This is a genomic window from Halopenitus salinus, from assembly GCF_055397165.1.
Genome location: NZ_AP043853.1, coordinates 1,766,395 through 1,783,170 on the forward strand (window position 1 = coordinate 1,766,395; position 16,776 = coordinate 1,783,170).

At 68.6% G+C, this 16,776-nt stretch carries 17 protein-coding genes, 1 tRNA gene and 1 pseudogene; 13 read left to right on the plus strand and 6 right to left on the minus strand.

Annotation, left to right across the window (positions count from 1 at the left end):
• Positions 1-12: 12 nt before the first annotated feature.
• Both ACZ5YD_RS10590 and ACZ5YD_RS10595 read left to right on the plus strand, forming a co-directional pair.
• The gene (locus ACZ5YD_RS10590; protein ID WP_379743324.1) at positions 13-306 is read left to right on the plus strand and encodes a transcriptional regulator; all 294 of its coding nucleotides are present in this window, start codon (positions 13-15) and stop codon (positions 304-306) included.
• Between the two features lie 42 nt (positions 307-348).
• Positions 349-1,866, plus strand: coding sequence for a replication factor C large subunit (locus ACZ5YD_RS10595; RefSeq protein WP_379743321.1), 1,518 nt, complete (start codon positions 349-351; stop codon positions 1,864-1,866).
• Between the two features lie 31 nt (positions 1,867-1,897).
• Here ACZ5YD_RS10595 and ACZ5YD_RS10600 read toward each other — a convergent pair whose 3' ends face one another.
• Together ACZ5YD_RS10600 and ACZ5YD_RS10605 are read right to left on the minus strand one after the other, a co-directional pair.
• A complete protein-coding gene (locus tag ACZ5YD_RS10600; protein ID WP_464384471.1) occupies positions 1,898-2,725 on the minus strand; it encodes a COX15/CtaA family protein in 828 nt (275 codons plus the stop codon).
• A gap of 296 nt (positions 2,726-3,021) precedes the next feature.
• Positions 3,022-5,247: a CDC48 family AAA ATPase gene (locus tag ACZ5YD_RS10605; protein ID WP_379743315.1), complete on the minus strand. Its 2,226-nt coding sequence runs from the start codon at positions 5,245-5,247 to the stop codon at positions 3,022-3,024.
• Between the two features lie 281 nt (positions 5,248-5,528).
• Between ACZ5YD_RS10605 and larC the strand changes: the two genes are divergently transcribed.
• Complete coding sequence (gene larC / locus ACZ5YD_RS10610) at positions 5,529-6,959, plus strand: nickel pincer cofactor biosynthesis protein LarC (protein ID WP_379743312.1); 1,431 nt, start codon at positions 5,529-5,531, stop codon at positions 6,957-6,959.
• A gap of 137 nt (positions 6,960-7,096) precedes the next feature.
• Here the strand turns inward: larC and ACZ5YD_RS10615 are convergent.
• Positions 7,097-7,181: transfer RNA gene (locus tag ACZ5YD_RS10615), tRNA-Leu, on the minus strand.
• Between the two features lie 120 nt (positions 7,182-7,301).
• Entirely contained in the window at positions 7,302-7,643 is a 342-nt protein-coding gene (locus ACZ5YD_RS10620; protein WP_379743309.1) for a ferredoxin, read from the minus strand.
• 142 nt (positions 7,644-7,785) lie between these two features.
• Here ACZ5YD_RS10620 and ACZ5YD_RS10625 point away from each other — a divergent pair, with 142 nt between their 5' ends.
• Entirely contained in the window at positions 7,786-8,544 is a 759-nt protein-coding gene (locus tag ACZ5YD_RS10625) for a hypothetical protein (protein ID WP_379743306.1), read from the plus strand.
• Between the two features lie 248 nt (positions 8,545-8,792).
• On the opposite strand, the gene ACZ5YD_RS10630 is transcribed toward ACZ5YD_RS10625, so the two are convergent.
• Together ACZ5YD_RS10630 and ACZ5YD_RS10635 are read right to left on the minus strand one after the other, a co-directional pair.
• Positions 8,793-9,602, minus strand: coding sequence for an ABC transporter permease (locus tag ACZ5YD_RS10630; RefSeq protein WP_379743303.1), 810 nt, complete (start codon positions 9,600-9,602; stop codon positions 8,793-8,795).
• Entirely contained in the window at positions 9,602-10,708 is a 1,107-nt protein-coding gene (locus ACZ5YD_RS10635; protein ID WP_379743300.1) for an ABC transporter ATP-binding protein, read from the minus strand. The genes ACZ5YD_RS10630 and ACZ5YD_RS10635 overlap by 1 nt, the downstream gene beginning before the upstream one ends.
• 123 nt (positions 10,709-10,831) lie before the next feature.
• Here ACZ5YD_RS10635 and ACZ5YD_RS10640 point away from each other — a divergent pair, with 123 nt between their 5' ends.
• From ACZ5YD_RS10640 to truA, 9 genes and pseudogenes are all read left to right on the plus strand, one after another.
• Positions 10,832-12,199, plus strand: coding sequence for a tRNA pseudouridine(54/55) synthase Pus10 (locus ACZ5YD_RS10640; protein ID WP_379743297.1), 1,368 nt, complete (start codon positions 10,832-10,834; stop codon positions 12,197-12,199).
• A gap of 341 nt (positions 12,200-12,540) precedes the next feature.
• A complete protein-coding gene (locus ACZ5YD_RS10645) occupies positions 12,541-12,924 on the plus strand; it encodes a hypothetical protein (protein ID WP_379743294.1) in 384 nt (127 codons plus the stop codon).
• A gap of 120 nt (positions 12,925-13,044) precedes the next feature.
• Positions 13,045-13,320: pseudogene (locus ACZ5YD_RS10650) on the plus strand (ubiquitin-like small modifier protein 1); the annotation flags it as partial.
• Positions 13,321-13,359: 39 nt separating this feature from the next.
• A complete protein-coding gene (locus ACZ5YD_RS10655; protein ID WP_464384472.1) occupies positions 13,360-13,605 on the plus strand; it encodes a MoaD-like domain-containing protein in 246 nt (81 codons plus the stop codon).
• An 11-nt stretch (positions 13,606-13,616) separates the two neighbouring features.
• Positions 13,617-13,985: a DUF8048 family protein gene (locus ACZ5YD_RS10660; RefSeq protein ID WP_379743291.1), complete on the plus strand. Its 369-nt coding sequence runs from the start codon at positions 13,617-13,619 to the stop codon at positions 13,983-13,985.
• A gap of 115 nt (positions 13,986-14,100) precedes the next feature.
• A complete protein-coding gene (locus tag ACZ5YD_RS10665) occupies positions 14,101-14,778 on the plus strand; it encodes an AzlC family ABC transporter permease (protein ID WP_379743288.1) in 678 nt (225 codons plus the stop codon).
• Positions 14,775-15,113 (plus strand): AzlD domain-containing protein, encoded by a 339-nt coding sequence (locus ACZ5YD_RS10670; protein WP_379743285.1) that lies wholly within the window; start codon positions 14,775-14,777, stop codon positions 15,111-15,113. The genes ACZ5YD_RS10665 and ACZ5YD_RS10670 overlap by 4 nt, the downstream gene beginning before the upstream one ends.
• A gap of 91 nt (positions 15,114-15,204) precedes the next feature.
• Positions 15,205-15,651 (plus strand): universal stress protein, encoded by a 447-nt coding sequence (locus ACZ5YD_RS10675; protein ID WP_379743282.1) that lies wholly within the window; start codon positions 15,205-15,207, stop codon positions 15,649-15,651.
• A gap of 83 nt (positions 15,652-15,734) precedes the next feature.
• Positions 15,735-16,661, plus strand: a complete 927-nt coding sequence (gene truA / locus ACZ5YD_RS10680) for a tRNA pseudouridine(38-40) synthase TruA (protein WP_379743279.1) — start codon at positions 15,735-15,737, stop codon at positions 16,659-16,661.
• Positions 16,662-16,776 lie beyond the last annotated feature (115 nt).

Consider the following 16,776-nt stretch of genomic DNA (forward strand, 5'->3'; position numbering starts at 1 on the left):
CGTTCCGTCCCCATGGCCGACCTGAACCCGATCGCGAAGCGCATCCACAACGTGCAGCCGGATCCCGTCCGGATCGTCCTCGAGAGCGGCGACGCCGGCGTCTATCGGTTCGACTCGACCGAGTTCTTCCAGCGCGAGTTCCGCGGGGAGGGACGTCGGATCGACGCGGACGCGGACGCGGACGCCGACTACCGACTGATCACCTCCGAGGACTACGAGCGCGTTCTGCTCGGTCGCAGCGCCCCCGACGTGGAGGGCTGGGAGATGATGGGCGCGATCGCCGAGGCCGAACCGGTCGAGGAGTAGCTCTCCGAAACCACTAACCCCGCCTCCCGCCTTCTCTCCACAATGAGCGACTGGACGGAGACGTACCGCCCGCAAAGCCTCTCGGAGCTGCGCGGGAACGACAAGGCGGCCTCGAAGCTGGCCGAGTGGGCCGACACGTGGGACGACCACCGCGAGGCCGTGATCGTCCACGGCAGCCCCGGGATCGGCAAGACGAGCGCTGCCCACGCGCTCGCGGCCGACCGCGGGTGGGAGACCGTCGAGCTCAACGCCTCCGACAAGCGCACCGCCGACGTGATCGAACGCTTCGCGGGGCGGGCGGCGAAGAACGCCACGCTCGCGGGAAGCGCCTCCGGCGGCGGGGCCGCCGGCGGAGATACCGAGAGCCGCCAGCTCGTGATCGTCGACGAGGCCGACAACATCCACGGGAACTACGACCGCGGCGGGGCCTCCGCGATCACGGATCTGGTGAAGGAGTCCGGCCAGCCCATCGTCCTCATCGCCAACGACTACTACGGGATGTCCCGCGGCCTCCGGAACGCCTGCCGCGACATCGAGTTTCGCGACGTCTCGGCGCGTTCCATCGTGCCCGTCCTCCGCGACATCTGTCGCCGCGAGGAGGTCGAGTACGACGGCGACGCGCTCGAGCGGATCGCGGAACGCAACGCCGGCGACCTTCGCGGCGCCGTCAACGACCTCCAGGCGATCGCGGAGGGCCGCGACCGCCTCGCACTCGAGGACGTCGTCACCGGCGACCGGGACCGGACGATCGGGATCTTTCCCTTCCTCGACGCAGTCTTGAAGGAGGAGAGCGCGAACGAGGCGCTCCAGTCGGCCTACGCCGTCGACGAGACGCCGGACGACCTCACGAAGTGGATCGAGGACAACATGCTCGAGGCCTACGACGCCTCGGAGGCCACGCGCGCGTACGAGTTCCTCGCCAACGCCGACGTCTGGCTCGGTCGGGTTCGCGCCACGCAGGACTACTCCTACTGGCGGTACGTCACCGACAACGCGGCCGCCGGCGCCGCCGCCGCACGCGACGGGACGAAGGGCGGATGGACTCGCTGGGGCAGACCGCAGTTCTGGCCGGCCACCGACTCGACGGCCGAGGCCGTCCTCGAGCGGATCGCGGCCGCGGAGGGCTGTAGCGTGGCGACCGCCCGCCGGGAGATACTGCCGTTCCTCGCCGCGATCACCCACCACTGCTCCCCGCGGGATCTGACCGTCCGGATGGCCGCCGCCTACGACCTCGACGAGTCCGAGGTGGCCTTCGTCACCGGCTCCGGCGAGTCGACGAACAAGGTCGAGTCGATCGTCGAGGACGCACGGGCGCGTCGCGAGGAGCTCCTCGAGGAACACGCCGCCGGCGCGTTCGCCGGCGTCCCGGATCGGGACGGCGACGAGGAGGGAGCGGATGCGTCGACGTCGGATACCGAGGCGGTCGCCGAAGCGTCCCCCTCCGGCGACTCCGGTGGAGGACCCGCGGACCCCGCTGTGGAGTCCGGGGACGACGATAGCTCCGACGGAACCGGCGGAAACGGCGACGACGACCAGCTCGGGCTCGGCGACTTCGCGTGACCGTCCCCCTCGGCTACCGTTCCTGCTTCACTCACTCCCGCCGTGACGCGGCGGCGCCGAGCGTTCCCGTATCCGACCCGGACAGTTCCCACCCTGCGGTCGCCGTGGCCAGCACGGTCGCCGCGAGCAGGACCCGGTTGACCGTCTCCCAGAACCCCGGATAGATCACCAGATCCCGACCGAGGAGGAGGGTAACGAACAGCGCCACGAGCGCGATCGCGGACAACACGCGAACGCGGCCGCGCGCATCATCGGGGATCCCCGCGTTCGGGACCCGGAGGACGACGGCGAGGAGCCCGAGGAATCCCACCAGCGTACATAGGTAGAACACGGCCTGTGCCCCGGGCGAGTAGGTCACCAACGGCACGGCCCGCGAGAACACGGCTCCGAGGAGGACGCCGCCGAGGCCGGCACCGATCGCGAATCGAAGCGTTCGGGGCGACGTGGGACCGTCCCCGTCGCCGCTCTCGAACAGGACCACGCCGAGCAGGGTGACGATCGCCAACGCGACGACCAGGTGGGCGGCGTGCGTCGAGAGGGTGTAGCCGCCGGGAACGAGCCCGCCGATCGTCACCGTGATCGCGCCCACGAGGATCTGCACGGGGAGGATGGCGACCGCGAGCGTGGCGGCGATCCGGGTCCGACGGGATCTATCGCCGAGCCACGTCCAGGCGGCGAGGCCGAGTATCAAAAAGCCGGTCACCATCGCCCACACGCGGTGGAACCACTCGATGAAGTCGGGGTTGAGCGTGAGCGTCGGAATGAGCTGGTCGGAACAGAGCGGCCACTGCGCCTGACAGGCCAGCCCGGAGCCGGTTCCGGAGGTGTAGACGCCGAGCGCGACGAGGACCGTCGTCATCGCCGTCGTCACGGCGGCGTACCGTCGGAAGGTGAGCCGTGACGGCCACCACGAGTGACTCATGGGTCGAAAATCGGACGCGCCCGTACTTAGGGGATTCGACGCTTGCCCGCGCGTGGGAACGGCGGCGAACGTCGTTCGTGTCCTCGAGGCAGTCGTTCACGCTCCGGTGGACGTCGTTCGTGTCCTCGAGGCAGTCGTTCACGCTCCGGTGGACGTCGTTCGCGCGTCCTCGTGCCGTCCCGACTGGCGTCGTCGGAATCGGCTCGGCTGCTCGAGCCGTCGGATCGGCTCCGTTACTGGAACCCGATCCGGCCGCTGCCCCGCTCGCCGAGCGTCTCCTGACCGCCGCCTTTGAACTGCTGTTCGACGTCCTCGTAGTAGCTCATGATGTCCTCGGTGATCGTCGGGCGGACCGACTCCATGGCGCGACGGAAGTGTTTCATCTCGACCTCCGTGGCCTCGTCGTCGTCGCGCAGCGCCTCGATCGCGGCCTCGCGAGCGATCCCCTCGAGGTCGGAGCCGACGTAGCCGTCGGTGATCTCGGCGATCTCACGCAGGCTCACGTCCGGGGCCAGCGGCGTGTCGTCGGTGTGGATCCGGAGGATCTGCTCGCGGCCCTCCTCGTCCGGCTGGCCGACCATCACGAGCCGGTCGAACCGGCCCGAGCGCAACAGCGCGGGGTCGATCATGTCGGGGCGGTTGGTGGCGCCGATCACCATCACGTTGCCCATCTCCTCGAGGCCGTCGAGCTCGGTGAGGAGCTGGTTGACCACGCGCTCGGAGACGTTGTTGCCCATCTCCTGGCCGCGCGAGGGGGCCAGCGAGTCGAGCTCGTCGAAGAAGACGATGGTCGGCGACACCTGTCGCGCCTTGCGGAAGGTCTGTCTGATCGCCTTCTCGGACTCGCCGACCCACTTCGAGAGCAGCTGGGGCCCCCGAACCGAGATGAAGTTCGCGTTCGTCTCGTTGGCGACCGCTTTCGCCATCAGCGTCTTGCCGGTGCCCGGCGGACCGTAGAGCAGGACCCCTTTCGGGGCCTCGACGCCCATCCGGTCGAACTTCTCGGGGGCGGTGAGCGGCCACTCGACCGCCTCCTCGATCTGCTGTTTGGCGTCGTCGAGTCCGCCGACGTGGTCCCAGGAGATCTTCGGCAGTTCGACGAGCACCTCGCGCATCGCCGAGGGCTCGACCTCGTTCAACGCGCCCGAGAAGTCCTCGCGTTTGACGATCATCCGGTCGATGAGGCTCGGCGGGATGTCCTCCTCGTCGAGGTCGATCTCCGGGAGGTACCGCCGCAGCGCCTTCATCGCGGCCTCCTTGGTGAGGCTCTCGATGTCCGCGCCGACGAAGCCGTGGGTGTCGTCCGCGAGCCCGTCGAGGTCGACGTCGTCGGAGAGCGGCATTCCGCGGGTGTGGATCTGGAGGATCTCCTTGCGGCCGACCTCGTCGGGGACGCCGATCTCGATCTCGCGGTCGAACCGGCCGGGCCGGCGGAGGGCGGGATCGACGGAGTCGACGCGGTTCGTCGCGGCGATGACGATCACCTGGCCGCGCGTCTCCAGCCCGTCCATCATCGTGAGCAGCTGGGCGACGACCCGGCGTTCGACCTCGCCGGTGACGTCCTCGCGTTTGGGCGCGATCGAGTCGAGCTCGTCGATGAAGACGATGGAGGGCGACTCCTCCTTCGCGTCCTCGAAGATCTCACGGAGCTGCTGTTCGCTCTCCCCGTAGTACTTCGAGATGATCTCCGGGCCGGCGATGGAGAAGAACGACGCCGACGTCTCGTTGGCGACGGCCTTCGCGAGCAGCGTCTTGCCGGTGCCCGGCGGGCCGTGCAACAGCACGCCCTGTGGCGGCTCGATGCCGAGCTTCTTGAAGATCTGCGGGTGCTTCATGGGGAGCTCGACCATCTCCCGCACGCGCTGGATCTCGTTTTGTAAGCCGCCGATGTCCTCGTAGGTGATCCCGCCGCCGGCCTTCTCGAACCCGGATATCGGCTCCTCGCGGAGCTCGACCTCCGTGTCCTCCGTGATCAAACAGACGCCCTCGGGCTCGGTCTCGACGGCGATGAGGGGGATCGCCTGTCCGGGCGAGCGCATGAACGGGTGGTTCGTCGAGCTCATCACGGGGACGATGTCGCGTTCGACGACCGGCCGCTTGAGGATCTGGCGTTTCACCATTCCCGCGGCGTCGGAGCCGAACTGCACGGACGCCTCCTCGGGCGGGGCCAGGACCAGCTTGCGCGCCTTCTCGGGTTCCGCCTTCCGGATCGTCACGCGCTCGCCGATCCCGACGTCCGCGTTCTGCCGGGTGAACCCGTCGATGCGGACGGTGTCTGTGTTCCAGTCCTGCCGGTCCGCGCGCCACACCTTCGCCGCCGTCGTCTCCGCGCCGTCGATCTCGATGATGTCGCCGGGGGAGAGCTTCAGGTGCAACAGCGTGTCGGGATCGAGTCTGGCGATGCCGCGTCCCGAGTCGTTCGGGTACGCCTTCGCCACTTCGAGTTGGACTTCGTTCATGGTTGGCTCGCGGGGGGTACCACTACCTGCTCGTGGCCCGAGGATAAGCCTGTTGCTCCGGCCGATCGTACGCCCGCTTCCGGCGATTCCGCGCGTTCGCGGAACCGTTCGCGTGTCATCATATCACACGGTAGGGAGAGGGGATACAAAACCCCGTCGCCCGTGTCGGTTTTCGCTCCGGCCCCGAAGCGAAGGTCGCCGCGATCCCTCCGACTCCACGTCCGGTCACGCTCGGCACCTCGAAACTGGGGACTCTTTACCTGCGAGGTCGATTCCCCGGCATGAACACCCTCGCGTTCGACGGGCGGACGGGTGCCGCCGGCGACATGATCTGTGCGGCCCTGATCGCGGCCGGCGGCGACCCCGCCGTTCTCGCCCCGATCGAGGACGCGCTTCCGGTCCGGTTCGACGTCGGGGAGACGACGAAGAACGGGATTCGCGCCACGACCGTCGACGTCCGGCTCCTCGAGGACGAGATCGAGGACGAACGTCCACACGGCCACCACGGTCACGGCGATCACTTGCACGACCACGATGACCAGTCACATGGCCACGATGACCACCCGCACGAACACGACGATCATTCACATGGCCACGACCACTTCCATGATCACTCCCACGCCGAGGGTTCGGGCGCTCATCGCACGTACCCGGAGGTCGTGGCGATCGTCGAGGGGATGGGCCTCCCCGCTTCCGTCGAGGAGAACGCCCTCGTCGCCTTCGAACTGCTCGGGGAGGCCGAGGCCTCGATCCACGGGACGGACCTCGCGGAGACGCACTTCCACGAGGTGGGCGCGGACGACGCGATCGCGGACGTGGTCGGCGCCTGCCTGCTGCTCGCGGACCTCGAAGTCGACCGCGTCGTGACCGGGCCCCTCTCGGTCGGCGACGGCGAACTCGAGATGGACCACGGGACCTATCCGATCCCCGCGCCGGCTGTCGTCGAGATCGCCGACCGTGCCGGGCTCACGCTCCGCGGCGGTCCCGTCGAGGCGGAGCTCCTGACGCCGACGGGCGCCGCGATCCTCGGCGCCGTCGCCGAGAGCGTTCCGACGCTCCCGGAGATCGCGGTCACGGCCGCCGGCTACGGCGCCGGACGTCGGTCCTTCCCCGACCGTCCGAACGTCCTACGCGCCCTGATCGGCCGGTCGATCGAGGAGGAGACGGACCGATCGCGCGACGAGCGCTCCCGGGGGGGTCTTTCCCCGAGCCGCGGCGGGCTCGTTCGCGACGAGGTCGCGGTCCTCGAGACCAACGTCGACGACGTCTCCCCGGAGGTCCTCGGCGGGCTCCAGGAGACGCTCGCCGCGGCGGGCGCGCTCGACGTGAGCGTCGTCCCCGCGACGATGAAGAAGTCGCGGCCGGGCCACCTCGTCACGGTCGTCTGTGACCCCGCTGACGTCGATGCGGTGGTCGAGCGACTCGCCCTCGAGACGGGCACGCTCGGAATTCGCGAGTCGAGCGCCCGGCATCGGTGGATCGCGGAGCGGTCCATCGAGACGGCGACGATCGACGTCGCCGGCGACCTCCACGACGTCGACGTGAAGGTCGCCGCCACTGCCGACGGCGAGGTATACGACCGAAGCGCTGAGTACGACGACGCCCTCGCGGTCGCCCGGGAGACGGGCCTTCCGGTCCGCGAGGTGATGTGCCGGGCGGAGGAACGTGTTCGTGAGGACGCTCGCGACACGGGTGCGGAAGACGGGAGTTGACGGAGGGACATGCGGGAGCAGAGAGAAGGGATTTGAACCCCGTGAAGACGGTGGCCCCGCTCCGCTCGGCGCTGCGACTTCCCTGGTACAAATTCCTTCGGCTAACCACGGCGCTCACGAACTGTTCGCGCCGCGGATGCGGGAGAAGGGATTTGAACCCTCGAACCCCTACGGGAGCGGATCTTAAGTCCGCCGCTTTTGGCCAGGCTCAGCCACCCCCGCGCGTTCTCCGCGTACCCCGGGCGGGGACAAACAACTTTCGGCACGCGTTTTCCATCCTCCTCGCCATCCGATCGGGCGGGTGACCGCCGTGCGACCGTCGACGGATCCGAACGACCGTCGCTACCAGTCGACGGAGAGCGTCCCGTCGCCGTGTGGATCCGGCGCGATCTCCTCGTCGGTTCGTCGGTCGACGACGTGAATGACGCCGTCGCCCTTCTTGGCGGGACACAGTTCCGCCGCCTCGACGTTCGCCTCGAGCTCGTCCTCGCCCACGTAGTAGGACCGCGGACGCGCCATCCCGGTCGAGAGGTCCATCTCCCAGTTGTCGGCCGCCTCCGCGCAGCGTCCGGCCCCGAAGCACTTGTTCGCCTCGAAGACGATCTTGTACGGCTTCTCCTCGATCGGAGGTCCCTCCCCGCCGAGATCGCTGGGCCGAACGACGTCGTCGCGCTCCTCGCTCATACCTCTCCGTCCGTGTTCGGTCGCCTTTCGTCTGTCGGTCGCTGCAGTTCGCGATCGCGGGTCGGTCGGCGCGACCATCCCGCTTGGAGTTCCGGTCGTCGCCCCGACACGCTTAGGCGCCCGCCGGGAGTAGCCGTCCCCAGTGATCGTCGTCGCCACCGACGACTTCCGGCTGTATCACGCCGTCGTCCAGGAGCTGCGCGACCGCGGCGTCGTGTTCACGACGGTAGAGCCCGACGAGCCGCTTCCCGAGGGCGCCACCGTGATCATCACGGCTCCGGACGATCGTCCCGAGGCCGGCGACGAGCCGCCCTCGGACGTCGAGTTCGTCACGGCAGATCCGGATCGACCGCGTGCGGCCGTCGATCAGGCACTCGCCGTGCTCCGTGGCGGCGGCGGGCGGACGATCGTCGGCGTCGATCCCGGGCCCTCACCCGGTATCGCGGTCCTCGTCGGCGGGACGGTCGTCGCGGCCTTCCAGGTCCCGCTCTCCGAGGCGGTCGAGACCATTCGCTCGGAGGTCGAGGAGGAGCCGGACCCGCTCGTGCGCGTCGGCGACGGCGACCGTCTGAAGGGCGCCAGAATCGTCAACGACCTCCCGGAGGACCTCGAGGTCGAACTCGTCGACGAGACGGGAACGTCGCCGTATCTCGGAACCGGCGCGCGCGGGATGGGGGACGTGCTCGCCGCCGTCAACATCGCTCGGATCGCGGGCGAACCGATCTCGAGTCGCCACGTCGAGCCGACCGAGGGTGAGATACAACGGATCAAGAACGAATCTCGGCGGCGCTCCGCCGGCGACCGGACCATCGACGAGTCCCTCGCGCGTCGGGTGGCCGTCGGCCAGTTGACCCTCGAGGAGGCGCTCGAGGAACACCGCGACGGAACGGACGGTTCCTGAGGCGGCGCTACTCGCGAACGCTCCGAGCGGGAGCGACCCCTCCGAACTGAACGCTCCGGAACTCGATCGAACGCCGCGGCTCGTGGTTCGTGAAAACGAAAGGGGAGCCCACGCCGAAACGGCGTGGGCGTGCCGCCCTAAATAGGTCCCCGCTGACGCTTCGGCCCTCCAAGCGAAGCGTCACCTGAACGCAATGGCTACGTCAACTTAAGCGTGCCGGGGACGGCAGCAATCCCCTGTCCGGCCGGTCAATCGGTCAGCCCGTAGCCGCGTCGGAACAGGGCCACGTCGATCAGCGCGACGACCGCCGTCAACCCGACGAGAACGACGAGGGAGAACCGCGGATCGACCTCCGCGGTCCCGAGGAAGCCGTACCGGACGCCGTTGACCATGTAGACCATCGGGTTGAGAAGCGAGACGTCGCGCAAAAGCGGCGTGAGGTCCTCGAGCGAGTAGAAGACCGCGCCGAAGAAGACGAGCGGACGGAGGATGAACTGGTTCATCACGGTCAGGTCGTCGAAGTCGGTCGCGAGCAGTCCGCCGATCACGCCGAAGCTCGCGAACAACAGCGTGATGGTGATCATGAACGCGAGGAGGTAGACGGGCTCCTCGACCGGCACGGGCCGATACAGCCCGGAGATGATCCCCCAGCCGATGACCGCGATCAGCCCGCCGACGAGCAGCCCGCGGGTCGCCGCCGAGAGGATGTACGCCCAGACCATCCCCGTGTAGGACAGCGGCGAGGTGAGTACCTCGTGGATGTACTCGTTCCAGCGCCCGTGGAAGATCGAAAACGACGCGTTCTCGAAGCTGTTCGAGACCGCTCCGAGGACGATCAGCCCCGGGAGGATGAAGAGGATGTAGGGCACGTCGGCGATCGTTCCCACACGCTGGCCGAGGATGACCCCGAAGACGGAGAAGTAGAGCACGTTCGTGATGAACGGCGGCGCGAACGTGTTGCGCGGCCGGCGCACGAACCGGAGGATCTCGCGTTTCGTCAGGGTGAGGAACCCGGTGAGATCCACCGACGTGCTCGTGTTCGACTCGTCGGTACCCATCATCGGCCTCCCTGCGTACGATCGTCCCCGTAATGTGAACCCGTCCCGCGGGTGCCGCCGTCCGTGGCCATCGCCTCGAGTTCGTCCGCCGCCGCCGCGTCGTCGGTCGGCTCCTCGTCCTCGCGCTCCGTCTCCTCCCGGCCAGCCTCGCCGTTTTCGCCGTCCGTCGTCTCCTCGCGCCGGGTGAGGTCGACGAACACCTCCTCCAAGGACGTCCGCTTGATCTCCAGATCGAGGATGGCGTGGCCCGCCCGGTCCAGCTCGCGGACCAGATCGGGGGCCACGAGTCCGCCCTGGCGCGCGGTCACGACGAGGCGGTCGCCCTCGCCCGTCACCGATTCGACGCGGTCGTCCCCGTCGCGGATCGACTCGGCGATCGTGGCCGCGTCCGCGTCGTCGTCTCGGAGGGTGACCACGATCCGGTCGCTGCCCTGGTCCATCAGATCCTCCGGGGAAGCGACCGTCACGATCTCCCCCGAATCGAGGATGGCGACCTCGTCGCACAGCCGTTCGGCCTCCTCGATGTAGTGGGTGGTGAGCAGGATCGTCGTCCCCCGGTCGTTGAGATCGGTGACGAGCTCCCACAGGTCCCGGCGCAACTGGACGTCGACGCCCGCGGTCGGCTCGTCGAGGATGAGCAGGTCCGGGTCGGTGACGAGCGCGCGAGCGAGCATGAACCGGCGTTTCATCCCGCCGGAGAGCCAGTCGAATCGCGTGTCGCGTTTCTCCCAGATCCCGACCTGTTTCAGCGCCTCGTCGGCCCGCCGGCTCGCCTCCTCGGGCGGGACGCCGTGGTAGCCCGCCTTGTGCTCGAGGACCTCGCGGATCGGGAAAAAGCGGTCGACGTTGAACTCCTGGGGGGCGAGCCCGATCCGGTCTCGCGCCTCCCGGTAGTCGTCCTCGACGTCGTACCCGAAGACGGACGCCGATCCTCCCGAGGCGCGAACCAGCCCGACGAGGACGTTGATGAACGTCGTCTTCCCGGCCCCGTTGGGACCCAACAGCCCGAAGAACGACCCCTCCGGGACGGAAAGCGACACCCCCTTCAGCGCCTCCACGTCCCCGTAGCGTTTGCGGAGATCGCGGATCTCCAGCGCGTTCGTCATGTTTCGTATCGACGCCGCGCGCGTGGTTAAACGCCGCGAAGGGCGAACCCCGTGTCGATGGACGACACCCGACACGACGGCGCGGATCCGCACGCTTTAGCGGCGGCGGCGCCTGGCTCGCCCATGGACGTACTCGAGGTCGCCGCGGACGCGATCGCGACCGGGCCGGTGTGTGATCCCTGCCTCGGCCGGCTCGTCGCCGACCGGAGCTTCGGGCTCTCGAACGCGGAACGCGGTCGATCCATGCGAACCACGCTCACGCTCTCCCGCGACGAGCCCTTCGAACCTCCCGAGCCGGCCGACTGCTGGGTGTGTGAGGGTCGGTGCACCGAGTTCGACGAGTGGGCCGAACGCGCCGCCGCGGCGGTCGCGGACGTCGACTTCGACACCTACAACGTCGGCACGCGACCGCCGCCGCTCATCGAGGAAAACGGGCGGCTACTGCGCGAGGAGTGCGGACTCGATCCCGACGCCGGCGAGGCGTTCAAATCCGAGTTCAACCGCGAGGTCGGAAAGCGCGTCGGCCGGCTCACCGGCACGGAGGTCTCCTTCGACCGCCCGCACGTCCAGTTCACGATCGACCTCGCCGAGGAGCGGATCGACGCCAAGGTGAACTCGGCGTTCGTCTACGGACGCTACCGGAAGATCGAACGCGACATCCCGCAGACCGAGTGGCCCTGTCGGGAGTGTCACGGATCCGGTCGCGACGGCCGGGAGCCGTGTGACCACTGTGGGGGGACCGGCTACCTCTATGAGGACAGCGTCGAGGGGTTCGTCGCGCCCGTGGTCGAGGACGTGATGGACGGCACCGAGAGCGTCTTCCACGGGGCCGGCCGCGAGGACGTCGACGCGCGGATGCTCGGGACCGGCCGGCCGTTCGTCGTCGAGGTCGAGGAGCCACGCCGCCGTCGAGTGGACGTCGAGCGCCTCGAGGCCGACGTCAACGCGCTCGCCGACGGAGCCGTCGAGGTCGAGGGGCTCCGCCTCGCGACCCACGAGATGGTCGAGCGCGTCAAGCGGCTCGACGCATCCAAGCGGTACCGGGCGTTCGTCGAGCTCGCCGAGGCCGTGGACCGCGACGACCTGCGGGACGCGGTCGAGGAGCTCGAGGGGGCGACGATCGAACAGTACACGCCGAACCGCGTCGATCACCGGCGCGCGAACCTCACGCGCGAGCGCGAGGTGTACGACGCGGCGATCGTCGAGTCGGTGGAAGTGGCGTCGGAGGATGCGTCGTCGGCCGAGATGACTCTCGCGGACACAGCACCCGACTTCGATCCGGACGATCCGCGTCACGTGATCGTCGACGTCCACGGAGAGGGGGGCCTCTACATCAAGGAGCTCGTCTCGAGCGACGAGGGACGGACGGAGCCGAGCCTCGCCGGGCTGTTGGGCGTCGATGCGACCGTCATCCACCTCGACGTTCGCTCCGTCGAGGGCGAGGACGAACTGTTCGAGGACGAGTCGTACTTCCTCGATCCCGACGAGTAGCTCCCGATCGTTCGTTCGATCCTCGTCGCCTCGTGGTTCCCTCCGAATCGACGGCCCGTCCTCGGTCCTCCAGCTTCACTCGGTGATCGCCACTCGTCCTCCTCGAACGCCAGCGCCCCCAGTGAGCGATCAGCTTTCATCCGTCATCGAGCAGGGTGTCCACTTGGCGGTTCGTCCCACCAGGTGCAACGACTCCCCCGTCCCGCGGTCGACCATCTCTCGGGTCTCCGCGTGTGGGTCCATCGAACCGATGGAATCTGTTCTGGATTCCGTTGGACGTCGGCACACATGGACTCGCCGATCGTCGAGACGTTTTTTCGGCTGCGGCCACCACTCCGCGTATGAGCGAGATCTCACTGGCGATCCCCCAGGGCGTCGTGGACGGGCTACCCGACGATGGCGAGACGACGAAACGCGACGTCGAACGCGCGGTCGCCGGTATCGAGTCGCGGATCAACCGCGAGATCGACGAGGCGGACGGCGTTTCCCAGGCGGCGGAGATCGTCGTTGACGCCATCGAGTTCCTCGAGGAGCGCATGGAGCGATACGACGAGTTCGTCCCGGAGCTGCGCGCGTGGGGGCAGTCGCCGATCTACGCGATCACCTGGCGGAACCTCTATGCCGAACTGATCGCCCAGCTGTACGATCACGAGTGGCTCGCCGAGGAGCTCGACCGGGAGCGCAACTACCGGATCGTCGAGGACGGGATACGGTTCGGCGGGTAAACGGTTTCCGCTTGTCGAGGACGGGGCCCGGTTCGACGACTGACCGGCTTCCGTCCGTCGCGGACCGGTTACCGATCTCTCACCGACCGCATTTAAGCGTCCCCCGCCCCTTGCTGGCGTATGGAGATCGAGTTGCGCTTTTTCGCCACCTTTCGGGAGGCCGTGGGGTCGAAGACGACCTCCATCGAGGTCGCCTCCGACGCCGCCGTCGAGGACGTGCTCTCGGCGCTCGAGGACGAATACGACGGACTCCGCGGCAACCTGATCGAGGACGGCGGGCTCGCCCCCCAGATCAACGTCCTCTTGAACGGCCGCGAGGTGTTGCACATGGAGGGCCTCGACACGGCGCTTTCGCCGGGAGACACCCTCTCCATCTTCCCGCCCGTCGCCGGCGGAGCTACGGACACCGACCGCCGCGAGCGATCCTACCGCGGGATCTCGAGGCGGCTCGCCGCCCACTACCTCCGCAACCTCGGCGGCTCGTTCGTCGACGCCGACGACCCCGAGGACGCGACCCGGATCGAGGGCGACGGCTGGGCCGCCGACCTCGACGCCGGAAAGGTGACGGTTGGAGGGTCGCTGCAGCTGACCGAGGTCCGGATCGCGTTCACGGGGGAGCCGGGCGTTCTCGACGACCTCATCGATCGCTTCGCACAAAAAGCGATGCGCGCCGGCGGATAGCGCCCGGGCGGATGGACGCCGACGTCGACCTCCCGTTCGACGGCCCGGTCCTTGTGACCGCCGGCGCGCTCGCGAGCGTTCCCCTCTCCACGCTTCCGGACGCGTTGTCGGCCGTTCAACGCCATCTCTCGGCTCGGACCGGGGAATACCGCCGCGAGTACGAACGCGTCCTCGTGGAGGCCGATCGGGAGGTGTTTCTCGTCGAATCCGACCACTGGCTCGAGATCGGCGACGCGCTCGGGTTCGACGATCGGACCCGAAAGGCCGTCCGACGGACCCACGAGACGCAGCTCGAACGCTCCGGCTCCGCCCACGACCGCCGCGAGGAGTTCGAGTCCGCCCTGGAGATCCGATCCGCGGTCGTGATCGGCGTCGCCTGATGTCTCCGCCATCGACTGAGGTGTCCCACCGTCGGTTGGCGTGTCCCGGCGTGGGTCCGTGTCCATCGCCGCGACTCCGATACCGCTTTGATGCACCCCCCGCTCACTCGGAGGTATGAACGCGGATCTCCGCTCGGGCGTTCGCGACTGCCTTCCGCTTCTCCTCGGCGTCGTTCCCTTCGCGATGGTGACCGGAATCGCGGCGATCGACGCCGGCTTGACGCCCGTTCAGGCGGTCGGCATGTCGGCGGTCGTCTACGCGGGCGCCTCCCAGATCGCCGCGGTCGACCTGCTCGGCGAGACCGCGCCGCTCGCGGTGGTCGTCTTCACCGCGGTCGTGATCAACCTCCGGCTGCTCATGTACTCGGCCTCCATCGCTCCACACCTCGCCGACTACTCGCGGCGGACCCGCGCCGCGCTCGCGTATCTGCTCACCGACCAGGCGTACGCGCTCTCGCTCACGAAACAGGAGACCGGCGAGGTCGACGACATCCGGTCGTACTACCTCGGCGTCGCGTTGACCCTCTGGATCACGTGGATCGTCTGTACCGCCCTCGGCGTCGTCGTCGGCACCAGCGTCCCCCAGGAGTGGGGACTCTCCTTCGCCGTCCCGCTCGTCTTTCTCGCGATCCTCGTCCCCGTGATGACGGATCGTCCCCGGATCGTGGCCGCCCTGGTCGGCGGCGCGGTCGCGGTCCTCGCCGCGGGCGCGCCGTTCAACCTCTCGCTCCCGATCGGCGCGGTCGCCGGGGTCGCGGCCGGACTCGTCTCCGAGGCGGTGGGGAACCGATGACGGAGTACGGCGCCCCCGCGATCTGGCTCGCCACCGTCGCGATAGGGATCGCAACCTACGGCCTCCGGTTCTCGTTCATCCACCTGTTCGGCCGGATCGACGACGTGCCGCCGAAGCTGGAGCGGACGCTCCGGTACGTCCCGCCCGCGGTGCTCGCCGCCCTCGTCGTGCCCCAGCTCGTCTCGATCGAGGCGACCGCCCGGGCGACCCTCCTCGACGCGCGTCTGATCGCCGGGCTCGCCGCGGGCGTCGTGGCCTGGCGAACCGGGAACGTCCTCGCGACGATCGCCGCGGGGATGGGCGTGTTGTGGCTCCTTCGGTTCCTGATCCTTTGAACGGGTCCCCGTCGAGCCGGTCGACCGGAGTCCGCCGTCGTCTCCTTCGCCACCCACCATCGTTTTGGTCCCTTCGCTCGAACGGACACGCATGTACGATCGGATCCTGTTGCCCGTCGCTCCCGATGGCGACACGATGCGAGCGGTCCCCCACGTCGCGACCCTGGCCGAGCGATACGGCGCGACGGTTCACGTTCTCTCCGTGGTCGACTCGATGGAGGAGGTGCTCAACGACCCCCGAATCGGCACGCTCGCGGACCGCCTCGAGACGGCGGCCTACGACCGCGTTCACGACGTGGCCGAGGCGCTCGAGGCGACCGACGCCGACATCGATGTCGTCACCCACGTCGAGCGCGGAACGCCCCACGAGACCATCCGTTCGGTCGTCGAGTCCATCGACGCCGACCTCGTGGTGATGCCGACGCACACGCGACAGGGACTCGAGCGCGTGCTGCTCGGCTCGATCACCGAACGCGTCATCCGGGAGTCGCCGGTTCCCGTGATCTCGGTTCCGATGGACGACGACAACGACGACTGATCGACCGTCCTCGAGGATCGAACGCGACGACGATCGTCCCCCTGGACCTACCGCCCCGACGATCGTTCCCGGCCGACGGGGATATGTACCTTCCCCGACCAGACCCGTCCGTGCGCGCGTTCCGGATCGCCTACGACGGTCGTCCGTTCTCCGGGTTCCAGCGGCAGCCGGACGTGCCGACCGTCGAGGACGCGATCTTCGACGCGCTCGAGGCCCTCGGCGTCGCGGATCTCCCTCGCACCCCGGACGGGGGCCGTCCTCGACCGCCGGGGTACGCCGCCGCCGGCCGAACCGACGCCGGCGTCTCCGCCGCGGCCCAGACGATCGCCCTCGATGTGCCCGACTGGCTCACGCCGCGGGCGTTCAACGGTCAGCTCCCGAAACACGTCCGGGCGTGGGCGGCCGCCGATGTCCCCGACGATTTTCACGCGAGACACGACGCGAGCGCCCGGACCTACCGCTACCACCTCTACGCTCCGACGGCGGCGATCGACGACTCGCCCGCGGCGGTCTCGTCCCTCGACGACGGTCGAGTTCACGACGCGCTCGAACGTCTCTCCGGCACCCACGACTTCCACAACCTCACGCCCGACGACGGGGGAACGGAACGGACGCTCGATGCGTCCGCACGGCGCGAGGGCGATCTGCTCGTCGTCCGCGCGCGCGCCGACGGATTCCCTCGCGAGTTCGTTCGTCGCCTCGTCACGCTCGTTCGCGCCATCGGAATCGGTGACGCCCCGCCCTCACGCATCGACCGCGTGCTCGCTTCGGAACCGCTCGATGGTCCTCGCGGTATCGCCCCCGCGCCGGCGACGCCCCTCGTGTTGTGGAACGTGGAGTACGACTGCGAGACGGCCGATCTCGACGGGACCGTTCGATTCGAGGTCGATCAGGAAGCCGCGGAGAGCGCATTCACCGCCTTTCGCGAGGAATCCCTCGAGGCCCGCCGGACTGCGGCGGCGCTCGATTCGGTTCGCGACCGGATCGACGGGGACCTCGTCGACACGTGACCGGGCGCGGATCCGGGATCTCCTTATACACTTTCCACGAAGATTCTTTATACGTTCGTCCGAGATACTTCCTTATTCATGTTCAATAAGATCCAGAAACGACTAAAAATACTGT

What these genes read in the sequence shown, in the direction of transcription:
- ACZ5YD_RS10590 (WP_379743324.1), top strand. Translation starts at nt 13, where the DNA reads ATGGCCGACCTGAACCCGATCGCGAAGCGCATCCACAACGTGCAGCCG.
- ACZ5YD_RS10595 (WP_379743321.1), top strand. Translation starts at nt 349, where the DNA reads ATGAGCGACTGGACGGAGACGTACCGCCCGCAAAGCCTCTCGGAGCTG.
- ACZ5YD_RS10600 (WP_464384471.1), bottom strand. Translation starts at nt 2,725, where the DNA reads ATGACGACGGTCCTCGTCGCGCTCGGCGTCTACACCTCCGGAACCGGC.
- ACZ5YD_RS10605 (WP_379743315.1), bottom strand. Translation starts at nt 5,247, where the DNA reads ATGAACGAAGTCCAACTCGAAGTGGCGAAGGCGTACCCGAACGACTCG.
- larC (WP_379743312.1), top strand. Translation starts at nt 5,529, where the DNA reads ATGAACACCCTCGCGTTCGACGGGCGGACGGGTGCCGCCGGCGACATG.
- ACZ5YD_RS10620 (WP_379743309.1), bottom strand. Translation starts at nt 7,643, where the DNA reads ATGAGCGAGGAGCGCGACGACGTCGTTCGGCCCAGCGATCTCGGCGGG.
- ACZ5YD_RS10630 (WP_379743303.1), bottom strand. Translation starts at nt 9,602, where the DNA reads ATGGGTACCGACGAGTCGAACACGAGCACGTCGGTGGATCTCACCGGG.
- ACZ5YD_RS10635 (WP_379743300.1), bottom strand. Translation starts at nt 10,708, where the DNA reads ATGACGAACGCGCTGGAGATCCGCGATCTCCGCAAACGCTACGGGGAC.
- ACZ5YD_RS10640 (WP_379743297.1), top strand. Translation starts at nt 10,832, where the DNA reads ATGGACGTACTCGAGGTCGCCGCGGACGCGATCGCGACCGGGCCGGTG.
- ACZ5YD_RS10645 (WP_379743294.1), top strand. Translation starts at nt 12,541, where the DNA reads ATGAGCGAGATCTCACTGGCGATCCCCCAGGGCGTCGTGGACGGGCTA.
- ACZ5YD_RS10660 (WP_379743291.1), top strand. Translation starts at nt 13,617, where the DNA reads ATGGACGCCGACGTCGACCTCCCGTTCGACGGCCCGGTCCTTGTGACC.
- ACZ5YD_RS10665 (WP_379743288.1), top strand. Translation starts at nt 14,101, where the DNA reads ATGAACGCGGATCTCCGCTCGGGCGTTCGCGACTGCCTTCCGCTTCTC.
- ACZ5YD_RS10670 (WP_379743285.1), top strand. Translation starts at nt 14,775, where the DNA reads ATGACGGAGTACGGCGCCCCCGCGATCTGGCTCGCCACCGTCGCGATA.
- ACZ5YD_RS10675 (WP_379743282.1), top strand. Translation starts at nt 15,205, where the DNA reads ATGTACGATCGGATCCTGTTGCCCGTCGCTCCCGATGGCGACACGATG.
- truA (WP_379743279.1), top strand. Translation starts at nt 15,735, where the DNA reads ATGTACCTTCCCCGACCAGACCCGTCCGTGCGCGCGTTCCGGATCGCC.